Here is a 9,965-nt window from a genome sequence, read left to right on the forward strand (position 1 = left end):
CTTACTTCCGCGCCAGCCGCTCGCGCACATACACCTGCAATGCCTCGCTCTTGCCACGCAGCGTCACGGTTTCCTCGCGCCAGCCCTGGGCCTGCAGATCAGCCGGCGTCAGTTCGGCCCGGCTGGCCACTTCGGCCGAAATCACCAGTTCGGCGGCGAAATCCTTGGTGGCGCTTTCCAGCCGGCTGGCGGTGTTCACCGCATCGCCCACGGCGGTCAGCCCAGTGGCGCGGCCATGGCCCATTTCGCCAACGATGACGCGGCCGCAATGGATGCCGATGCCGATACGCAGCATTTCCGGCACCCCGCCTGCCTCTGTCTGACCGAGCGAGCCACGCAGGGTTTCGTTCAGCCGCGCCAGGGCGCGGCCCATGGCATCGGCAGCAGTCAAAGCCTGGCGGCAGGCTTCCGCCGGGGTGTTTTCCAGGCCGAACAGGGCCATCACGCCATCGCCGATGAACTTGTCGAGCCGCCCGCCCGACGCCTCCACCGCCTCGCCCATGGCCTTGAAATACTGGTTGAGCACGAACACCACATCGAACGGCAGCCGGGCTTCGGAGAATTGCGTGAAGCCGCGCAGATCGCAGAACAGGATGACGATGCGGCGCTCGGAGCCCTGCGCCAGCGCGGTCATGCCGCCGCCATAGGCGGCGCGCGGCCCGGCCCCGGCGGGCAGCAAAGGCACCACGTTGAGATCGCCACTCGGCTTCACCTGGCAGGCCAGCCGCACGCCCGGCGGCGCCGCGATGCGCTCCAGCACCGCCGCCTCGCTGTCGGAAGGCGGCGGCAGCATTGCCATGCCAGGCCCTGATAATCTTACGCGACAAGTCGAACAGCGGCCCTGGCCGCCGCACACGGCGGCATGGGGGAAACCGATGGCGCGGCTGGCTTCCAGCAGGCTCTGGCTGCCGGCAATGCCGCGCCAATGGCGGCCATCGGGATAACTGAGCGTCACCTGGCCATGGCGGCGGCGGATCAGCCCCCACAGCACACGGCCGAGCAGGGCGGCGAGCAGCAGCACGGCAGAGCCTGTCTGCGCGGCTTCCGCGACCGCATAGGCGGCAGCCACCGCCGCGTCGCCGGGATAATTCAGGCCATCGATGAAGGCGGCATACCAGTCCGGGTCGCGCAGCATGAAGCGCACCGCGCGGCCCATCGAGAGATAGCCGAGCATGGCGCAGGCCGGCAGCAGCAAAGCGGCGGCGAACAGGAACGGCCACAGCCGCTCGAAGGCCGGCTTCAGCCGCAGCCAGTAATAGACGCCGATGCAGCCATGGCCCCAGGCGATCAGCAGCATCAGGTTCTGGCGCAGGCCGAGCAGCGGATTCTGCACGAACAGCGTGGTCATCAGCGCGGCATAGCTGTCGTTGAAGCCATGGCTCGCCGCCAGGCCACGGGTGCCGATGACATGCAGGATCACCAGCGGCGGCAGGCAGAGGCCGAGCAGCAATTGCGCCCAGGCCTGCCAGGGCAGGCCACGGTAATGCCCGCGCCGCAGCCAGTTGAACAGGGCGAGCAGTGGATGCAGCAGGAAGGCCGTGTAGAGCAGCAGGGTGCCGAGCGGGTTGCGCCACAACGCCTTGAACCACACCGCGCCGGCTTCCGCCGCATCGAGCGCGATCAGCCCGAGCGCATGGTTGAGCAGATGGGTGGCAAGAAAAACGAACAGCACCAGGCCGCTGAGCAGCTTCAGCCGCCCATAGGCCCCCTCCACCTTGCCGGCAGCTTTAGTCATGGCGCGAGTTTAGGCGATGCCCCAGGCCCTGCCCATGGCCGGGCTGCAGTCTCACACAAGGGTGTTCAGCCTTGCGGCGGCCAGGCATGCGCCACCCAGGCCAGGTAGATGGCGATTTCCTCTTCCGTGTAGCCGAGCAGGCGGCCGGTATCGATATCGTCCTGCCCGGTGGCCGGCCGCAGCTTTGAATGGATGGCGTTGTTGATCGCATCCAGCGCGTCGATCCGCCATTCCTCGCCGGGCAGGGCGTAATAGACGCGGATGGCATCAAAGCTGCCTGGATTTGGCTCGAACACCACGCGCTTGATGATGCGGCCGGCCTGCACATGCGGCTCGAACGCGTCCTCCGGGATGATCCAGCGCGCAATCACGGCATCACTGAACATTGCCGCCGGCTTTTTGCCCGCCAGCATCAGTTCCAGTTCGCGCAATTCATGCGGCCCGACGCCCGGTGGCGGGTCTGGGTCGTCTGTCTCGTGGGCCATGGCCACAGGCTAGACACGGCCCCCGGCGGTGCCAAGCCGGAAATATGGCAAAAAACCGCCGCAACGGCAGGATTAAATCCTGCCGCCGGGATTTAGCCTTTAAGTTTTAACAGCTTAGCCGGTGATCTGCTTGCGGGCTTCTTCGCTCAGCTCGACCAGCTTGTTGCGGACGCGGTGTTCCGAGACATCGGCCTTGCCCTTGAGGTCGCCGAGCACCTTGCGGATCACGTCCTCGTCGCCGGCTTCCTCGAAATCGGCGGCCACCACGTCCTTGGCGTACTTTTCCGCCGCCTCGCCGGCCAGCCCGAGATGCTCGGCCACCCACAGGCCCAGCAGCTTGTTGCGCCGCGCCGTGATCTTGAAGGCGGTTTCCTGGTCGTGGGCGTGCTTCTTCTCGAAAGCGTCCTTGCGGTCGTCAAAACTGGTCATAATCCGGGCTCTCCGTCTACTCGGGCGGGGGTCGGGTTTATATAGGGGCTGGGGTGGCGGGGCCGCAAGGGCCGGAGGTTGGCCCCAATGCCACATACTGCCGCAGGCCGGCTGCCGCAGGCTGGCCGGAAAGGGCGCCAAACTCTTATCCCCGGCGCATTGCGGCGGCGGGGCTTTGGCGCTATCTATCCGGCCTAACACTCCCCTTTTTATCCAACAACCGAACGGGTGGTCCATGACCCGCCGCAGACAGGTTTACGAGGGCAAGGCCAAGGTCCTGTTCGAAGGTCCCGAGCCGGGCACTCTGGTGCAGTATTTCAAGGACGACGCCACCGCCTTCAACAACAAGAAGAAGGGCACGATCACCGGCAAGGGCGTGCTCAACAACCGCATCTCGGAATACCTGATGACGCGGCTGGGCGAGGTGGGCATCCCGACGCATTTTCTGCGCCGGTTGAACATGCGCGAGCAGCTGATCAAGGAAGTCGAGATCGTGCCGCTGGAAGTGGTGGTGCGCAATGTCGCCGCCGGTTCGCTGGCGACCCGGCTCGGCGTTGCCGAAGGCACCACCCTGCCGCGTTCGATCGTCGAGTTCTATTACAAGAATGACGAGCTAGGCGACCCGATGGTGTCGGAAGAGCATATCACCTGCTTCGGCTGGGCCAGCCCGCAGGAAATCGACGAAATGATGCATCTGGCGCTGCGGGTGAACGATTTCCTCACCGGCCTGTTCCTCGGCATCGGCATCCGCCTGGTGGATTTCAAGCTAGAATTCGGCCGCTGGTGGCAGGGCGAGGACATGCGCATCATCCTGGCCGACGAGATCAGCCCGGACAGTGCCCGGCTCTGGGACGTCAAGACCAACGAGAAGATGGACAAGGACCGCTTCCGCCGCGATCTCGGCAATGTCGCCGAGGCCTATCAGGAAGTCGCCCGCCGCCTCGGCATCCTGCCCGAAGGCGGACCCAGGGACATCAAGGGCCCCGAGACCATGCAGTAACTGGCGTGCAGACGCCGTGAGACCAGCGGCGGCCACAGCAATGGGCCGCCGCAACTTTTTGCAGAAGAAGGATCTAGGCCGAATGAAAGCCCGCGTTCATGTTAGCCTGAAGAATGGCGTGCTCGATCCCCAGGGCCGCGCCATCGGCCAGGCATTGCACAGCCTCGGCTTCCAGGGCGTTACCGAAGTGCGCCAGGGCAAGCTGATCGAGCTGGATATCGGCGAGCCGCTGAAGAGCAAGCCGAAAGCCGAAATCGAGGCTGCCGTGAAGGACATGGCGCAGAAGCTGCTCGCCAATACCGTGATCGAGAATTACTCGGTCGAACTGATCGGCTGAGGCCGCCTCCGCGCAAGCGGGTGCTTTTATTTCGAGGAGTGCAGGGCATGAAAGCCGGCATCGTCGTCTTCCCCGGATCCAACCGCGACCGCGACATGAAAATGGCGCTGACCAAGGCCGCCAATGGCACACCGCCGCTGGAAATCTGGCATGGCGATGCCGATTTCCCCAAGCTGGACCTGATCGTGCTGCCGGGCGGCTTTTCCTATGGCGATTACCTGCGCTGCGGCGCCATGGCGGCCCATTCGCCGGCGATGCGCGAAGTGAAGCGCCGCGCCGAACAGGGCACCCGCATCCTGGCGGTGTGCAACGGTTTCCAGATCGCCTGCGAGGCCGGGCTGCTGCCGGGCGTGCTGATGAGCAATGCCGGTCTCAAGTTCATATGCAAGGACGTCTACCTGCGCATCGAGACCACCAACAGCGTGTTCACCAATGCCTACCGCCAGGGCCAGACCATCCGCGTGCCGGTGGCGCATCATGACGGCAACTACAATGCCGATGCCGATACGCTGAAGCGGCTGGAGGACGAGGACCGCATCGCCTTCCGCTATGCCGATGCCTTGGGCAACGTGGCGCCGGAAACCAACCTCAACGGCTCGGTGCAGAACATCGCCGGTATCTACAACAAGGAACGCAACGTGCTGGGCCTGATGCCGCACCCGGAAAACGCCACCGACCCGGCTTGTGGCGGCATGGATGGCTTTGGCCTGTTCAAGGGTTTGGCCCAGAATCTGACGGGGGCTGCGTCGTGAGCAAGACCTATCCCAAGGACCTGATGGGCCTGAAGCCCGATGAATATGACCGCGTGCTCGAAATCATGGGCCGCGAGCCGAACCAGGTCGAGCTTGGCATTTTCTCGGTGATGTGGTCGGAGCATTGCTCCTACAAATCCTCGAAGAAGTGGCTCAAAACCCTGCCGACCAAGGCGGCCTGGGTGATCTGCGGCCCGGGCGAGAATGCCGGCGTGATCGATATCGGCGATGGCGATGCCGCCATCTTCAAGATGGAAAGCCATAACCACCCGTCCTTCATCGAGCCTTATCAGGGTGCGGCGACCGGCGTGGGCGGCATCCTGCGCGATGTGTTCACCATGGGCGCGCGGCCCGTCGCCAACCTGAACGCGCTGCGCTTCGGCGCCCCGGAACATCCCAAGACGCGCCATCTGGTGGCCGGCGTGGTGCATGGCATCGGCGGCTACGGCAATTGCGTCGGCGTGCCCACCGTGGCCGGCGAAGTGAATTTCCATCCCAGCTATAACGGCAACATCCTGGTCAATGCGATGACCGTGGGCCTCGCCAGGCAGGATAAGATTTTCTACTCAGCCGCCGCCGGCCTCGGCAATCCCGTGGTCTATGTCGGTTCCAAGACCGGCCGCGACGGCATCCATGGCGCCACCATGGCCTCGGCTGAATTCACCGATGATTCGGAAGAGAAGCGCCCCACCGTGCAGGTCGGCGATCCCTTCACCGAGAAGCTTCTCATTGAAGCCTGCCTCGAACTGATGGCGACCGACGCCATCGTCGCGATCCAGGATATGGGCGCGGCGGGCCTCACATCATCCAGCTTCGAGATGGCGTCGAAGGGCGGCATGGGCATCAATGTCGATCTCGACAAGGTGCCGGCGCGCGAGACCGGCATGACGCCGTTCGAGTTCATGCTGTCGGAATCCCAGGAGCGCATGCTGATCATCCTCAAGCCCGGCTCCGAGCCGCAGGCCGAGGCGATCTTCAAGAAGTGGGAACTGGATTTCGCCGTGATCGGGCATCTGACCGATACCGGCCGCATGGTGCTGCGCTTCAACGGCGAAGTGGTCGGCGACCTGCCGATTGATCCGCTTGCTCAAGCCTCGCCCGAGTATGACCGGCCGTGGGTGCCAACGCCGAAGCGTGACGCCCTCGGCCCGGTGAACCATCCCATGACCCTGACCGCCGCGCTGACCAAGATCATCGGCTCGCCCGACATGGCCAGCCGGCGCTGGATCTGGGAGCAGTATGACCACCTGGTGCGTGGCGACACGGCGCAGATTCCGGGCGGCGACGCAGCTGTCGTGCGGGTGCAGGATCATCCGAAGAAGGCGCTGGCGATGAGCGTGGATTGCACGCCGCGCTATTGCTTTGCCGATCCGGTGGAAGGCGGCAAACAGGCCGTGGCCGAAACCTGGCGCAATATCACCGCCGTGGGCGCCCGCCCGCTGGCGATCACCGACAACATGAATTTCGGCAACCCGGAGCGGCCCGACATCATGGGGCAGTTCGTCGGCGCCGTGCAGGGCATCCGCGAAGCCTGCCTGGCACTGGATTACCCAGTCGTGTCCGGCAATGTGTCGCTCTACAACGAGACCAACGGCAAGGGCATCCTGCCGACCCCGGCCATCGGCGGCGTCGGCGTGCTCGACGACGTGGCGACCATGGCAACGCTTGCCTTCAAGCTGCCCGGCGAAGCCGTGCTGCTGCTTGGCGACAGCAAGGGGCATTTGGGCCAGTCGATCTACCTGCGCGAAATCCTCGGCCGTGAAGACGGCCCGCCGCCGCCGGTCGACCTGGCCGCCGAGCGCCGCAACGGCGATTTCGTCCGCGCCCAGATCACGGCTGGTTCGGTTTCGGCGGTGCATGACCTGTCCGATGGCGGCCTGGTGGTCGCCCTGGCAGAAATGGGCATGGCTTCCGGCATCGGCGCCAGCATTGCCCTGCCAGAAGGCGACGCCTTTGCTGCTGCTTTCGGCGAGGATCAGGCGCGCTATATCGTCACCTGCCCGGCGGCAGGGGCCGAAACCCTGCTCGCGGCTGCCAAGGCTGCCCAAGTGCCGGCCCGGCGCCTGGGCCTTACCGGCGGTGCGGAATTGACTATTGCCGGCCATGGCGCCATATCCTTGGCCGACCTGCGCAAGCGCCATGAAGGCTGGTTGCCGGCCTACATGGACGCCCAGGCGGCTGAATAAGCCGGCGGCTGAGCAAGAGGAACCCGATCCATGGCAATGGATGCGAGCGAGATCGAGCGCATGATCAAGGAAGCGCTGCCCGATGCGGTGGTGCGGATCGATGATCTGCGCGGCGATGGCGACCATTACGCCGCCACCGTCACCTCCGCCGCCTTCGCGGGCCTGAGCCGGGTGAAGCAGCACCAGCTGGTCTATGCCGCGCTGAAGGGCCGCATGGGCGGCCAGCTTCATGCCCTGGCGCTGACCACCCAGACTCCTTAAGAGACCCGACGCCTTGAAAGAAGGATTGCCCCGATGACCGACGTGAATGTTGCCGAGCGCATCAAGCAGGACATCACCGACAACGATATCGTGCTCTTCATGAAGGGCACGCCGGTTTTCCCGCAATGCGGCTTCTCCGCCGTGGTGGTGCAGGTACTCTCCCACCTGGGCGTCAAGTTCAAGGGCGTGGACGTGCTGTCCGATCCCTCGATCCGCCAGGGCATCAAGGAATTCTCCGACTGGCCGACCATCCCGCAGCTTTATGTGAAGGGTGAATTCGTCGGCGGCTGCGACATCGTGCGCGAGATGTACCAGTCGGGCGAATTGCAGCAGCTGCTCGCCGACAAGGGCATCGCGCATCAGGCTGCCTGAGGCGGCAATGCCGCCTTTTGCCCTGCGCGGCATCGATCATATCGTGCTGCGCAGCGCCGACCCGGCCCGCCTGATCGCCTTCTATCTGGAAGTGGTCGGCTGCACCCTGGAGCATGAGCAGCCGAAGCTCGGCCTGACGCACTTACGCGCCGGCGGCCAGCTCATCGATATCGTCGATGCCAACGGGCCGTTGAATAAGCCCGGCGACCAGCCGGTGCATCAGCCGGGCCGCAACCTCGATCACCTCTGCCTGCGCATCGAGCCGTTCGATGAGGCGGCACTGACCCGCCATCTCGCCAGCCACGGCATCAGCACCGATCCGGCCCGCCAGCGTTTCGGCAACGAAGGCGAAGGCCCGTCGCTGTATTTCCCCGATCCCGACGGCAACGTGATTGAATTCAAGGGCGGTTGAACGCCACAAAACCATTTGGAGTGCTTTCCCGATGACTGCTGCCACCACCAAGGCCCTGCTCGCCGAGTATTACGCCGCCTTCAACGCGCTGGATATCGAGCGTTTCCTCGGCCTGCTGACCGACGACGTGGTGCATGACATCAACCAGGGCGGCCGCGAGATCGGCCGCGATGCCTTCCGCAGCTTCCTGGCACGCATGGACCGCAGCTATTCCGAGCAGATCGTCGAGATCAGCATCAGCGTGAACGACGATGGCAGCCGCGCCGCCGCCGAATTCATCGTGCTCGGCACCTACAAGGCCACCGATGAGGGCCTGCCGGAAGCCACGGGGCAAAAGTATCGCCTGCCCGCCGGCGCTTTCTTCGAGATCAAGGGCGGCAAGGTCGCGCGCATTTCCAACTACTATAATCTGCAGGACTGGCTGCGCCAGGTCGGGGCGGCCTGAGGGGCATAAGGCGATGGCGGCGATCCGCATCGAGCGACTGCACGGCGAGACTCTGCGCACGCGGCTGGATGACCTGGCGCGGCTGCGCATCACCGTGTTCCGCGACTGGCCCTATCTCTATGAAGGCGATTTCAGCTACGAGCGCCAGTATCTCGAACGCTATGCGCGGGCGAAAACCGGCACCATCGTGGTGGCGCTGGATGGCGAGCAGGCGGTGGGCGCGGCCACCGCGCTGGCGCTGGAAGAGGAAGTGGATTATGTGCAGGCGCCGTTCCGCGCCGCCGGCATGGACCTCAAGCCGATCTTCTATTTCGGCGAATCCGTGCTGCTGAAACAGTATCGCGGCCACGGCATCGGTGTCGGCTTTTTCAACGAGCGCGAAGCCGCCGCGCGCCTGCATGGCAAGCGCCTCTGCTGTTTCTGCGGCGTGCAGCGCCCCGCCGACCATCCGCTGAAGCCAGCCGACTATGTGCCGCTGGATAGCTTCTGGGGCAAGCGCGGCTATGCCAAACGCCCCGATCTGGTATCGAGCTTCTCCTGGAAGGATATCGGCGACACTGAGCAGACGCCGAAGCCGATGGTCTACTGGATGCGCGAGCTGCCGGCATGACCAGCTTGCGCATCGCCTGTTCGCAATATCCCATCGGCCAGTTCGCCGATCTTGCCGCCTGGCGCGCCAAGCTGGATGCCTGGGTGAGTGAAGCGGCCGGAAATGGCGCAAAGCTGCTGCTGTTCCCGGAATACGGCGCCATGGAACTGGCCTCGCTGCTCTCGACAGAGCTGCAGGCCGACCTGCTGGGCCAGATCGCGGCGCTGCAGGCATTCCTGCCCGATTACCTGGCGCATCATGCAGCCCTGGCACGGCAGCATCGCGTCACCATCGTTGCTTCCAGTTTTCCGGTGCGCCAGCCGGACAACAGCTTCGTCAACCGCGCCCATGTGTTTGCGCCCGATGGCGCCATGGCGTGGCAGGACAAGCGCCAGATGACCCGCTTCGAGCGCGAGGAATGGATCATCCAGAGCGGCAGCGGCCTGAACGTGTTCGATACCGGGCTTGGCTGCCGCTTCGGCGTCGCGGTCTGCTACGATGTGGAATTCCCGCTGATCACCCGCGCCCTGGCGGAAGCCGGCGCCGATCTGGTGCTGGCGCCCTCCTGCACCGATACGCTGGCCGGCCTGCACCGCGTGCATGTCGGCGCCCGCGCCCGGGCGCTGGAAAGCCAGATCTACCTGGGCGTGGCGCAGACCGTGGGCGAGGCGCGCTGGTCGCCGGCAGTGGATATCAATCGCGGCCAGGCCGGCATCTATGCCACGCCGGATCGCGGCTTCCCCGATGATGGCGTGCTGGCCTTGGGCGAAACCGACAAGCCGGGCTGGACCTATGCGACACTTGATTTCGCTGCCTTGGCAGCGGCGCGCGCCAATGCCCAGGTATTCACCCGGCGCGACTGGGCAATGCAGCACCAGCCGGACCTGAAAGTCTCCACCGCCAGCTTCATGCCCATTTAGAACTAAAAGTAGTATTGAGTGTAAAATTTATTCTCCCGGTCG

Annotated in this window: 13 protein-coding genes; 10 read left to right on the plus strand and 3 right to left on the minus strand. The window is 64.7% G+C overall.

The genetic code is table 11. The features are described from left to right. Position 1 precedes the first annotated feature (1 nt). From ACQY7X_RS06865 to ACQY7X_RS06875, 3 genes are all read right to left on the minus strand, one after another. Complete coding sequence (locus tag ACQY7X_RS06865) at positions 2-1,735, minus strand: adenylate/guanylate cyclase domain-containing protein (protein ID WP_428249115.1); 1,734 nt, start codon at positions 1,733-1,735, stop codon at positions 2-4. A gap of 65 nt (positions 1,736-1,800) precedes the next feature. Then, positions 1,801-2,220 (minus strand): hypothetical protein, encoded by a 420-nt coding sequence (locus ACQY7X_RS06870; RefSeq protein ID WP_428249116.1) that lies wholly within the window; start codon positions 2,218-2,220, stop codon positions 1,801-1,803. 114 nt (positions 2,221-2,334) lie between these two features. Further along, entirely contained in the window at positions 2,335-2,649 is a 315-nt protein-coding gene (locus ACQY7X_RS06875) for a DUF1476 domain-containing protein (RefSeq protein ID WP_428249117.1), read from the minus strand. Positions 2,650-2,884: 235 nt separating this feature from the next. Between ACQY7X_RS06875 and purC the strand changes: the two genes are divergently transcribed. From purC to ACQY7X_RS06925, 10 genes are all read left to right on the plus strand, one after another. Further along, complete coding sequence (gene purC / locus ACQY7X_RS06880; protein ID WP_428249118.1) at positions 2,885-3,649, plus strand: phosphoribosylaminoimidazolesuccinocarboxamide synthase; 765 nt, start codon at positions 2,885-2,887, stop codon at positions 3,647-3,649. Between the two features lie 82 nt (positions 3,650-3,731). After that, positions 3,732-3,986 carry a phosphoribosylformylglycinamidine synthase subunit PurS gene (gene purS, locus ACQY7X_RS06885; RefSeq protein ID WP_341978178.1) on the plus strand — a complete coding sequence of 85 codons (255 nt, stop codon included), beginning with the start codon at positions 3,732-3,734 and terminating at the stop codon, positions 3,984-3,986. Positions 3,987-4,033: 47 nt separating this feature from the next. Then, positions 4,034-4,738: a phosphoribosylformylglycinamidine synthase subunit PurQ gene (gene purQ / locus ACQY7X_RS06890; RefSeq protein WP_428249119.1), complete on the plus strand. Its 705-nt coding sequence runs from the start codon at positions 4,034-4,036 to the stop codon at positions 4,736-4,738. Positions 4,739-4,761: 23 nt separating this feature from the next. Next, on the plus strand, positions 4,762-6,924 hold the full coding sequence (purL, locus tag ACQY7X_RS06895) for a phosphoribosylformylglycinamidine synthase subunit PurL (RefSeq protein ID WP_428250039.1): 2,163 nt from the start codon (positions 4,762-4,764) through the stop codon (positions 6,922-6,924). 30 nt (positions 6,925-6,954) lie between these two features. Continuing rightward, positions 6,955-7,185, plus strand: a complete 231-nt coding sequence (locus ACQY7X_RS06900) for a BolA family transcriptional regulator (protein WP_341978174.1) — start codon at positions 6,955-6,957, stop codon at positions 7,183-7,185. Positions 7,186-7,218: 33 nt separating this feature from the next. Further along, a complete protein-coding gene (grxD, locus tag ACQY7X_RS06905; RefSeq protein WP_428249120.1) occupies positions 7,219-7,557 on the plus strand; it encodes a Grx4 family monothiol glutaredoxin in 339 nt (112 codons plus the stop codon). Positions 7,558-7,564: 7 nt separating this feature from the next. After that, positions 7,565-7,969: a VOC family protein gene (locus tag ACQY7X_RS06910; protein WP_428249121.1), complete on the plus strand. Its 405-nt coding sequence runs from the start codon at positions 7,565-7,567 to the stop codon at positions 7,967-7,969. Positions 7,970-8,000: 31 nt separating this feature from the next. Next, entirely contained in the window at positions 8,001-8,414 is a 414-nt protein-coding gene (locus ACQY7X_RS06915; RefSeq protein WP_428249122.1) for a ketosteroid isomerase-related protein, read from the plus strand. Between the two features lie 13 nt (positions 8,415-8,427). After that, positions 8,428-9,024, plus strand: a complete 597-nt coding sequence (locus tag ACQY7X_RS06920) for a hypothetical protein (protein WP_428249123.1) — start codon at positions 8,428-8,430, stop codon at positions 9,022-9,024. Next, the gene (locus ACQY7X_RS06925; RefSeq protein WP_428249124.1) at positions 9,021-9,923 is read left to right on the plus strand and encodes a carbon-nitrogen hydrolase family protein; all 903 of its coding nucleotides are present in this window, start codon (positions 9,021-9,023) and stop codon (positions 9,921-9,923) included. The genes ACQY7X_RS06920 and ACQY7X_RS06925 overlap by 4 nt, the downstream gene beginning before the upstream one ends. The last annotated feature ends 42 nt before the right edge of the window (positions 9,924-9,965 follow it).

The organism is Ferrovibrio sp., assembly GCF_965278975.1.
Taxonomy (GTDB): domain Bacteria; phylum Pseudomonadota; class Alphaproteobacteria; order Ferrovibrionales; family Ferrovibrionaceae; genus Ferrovibrio.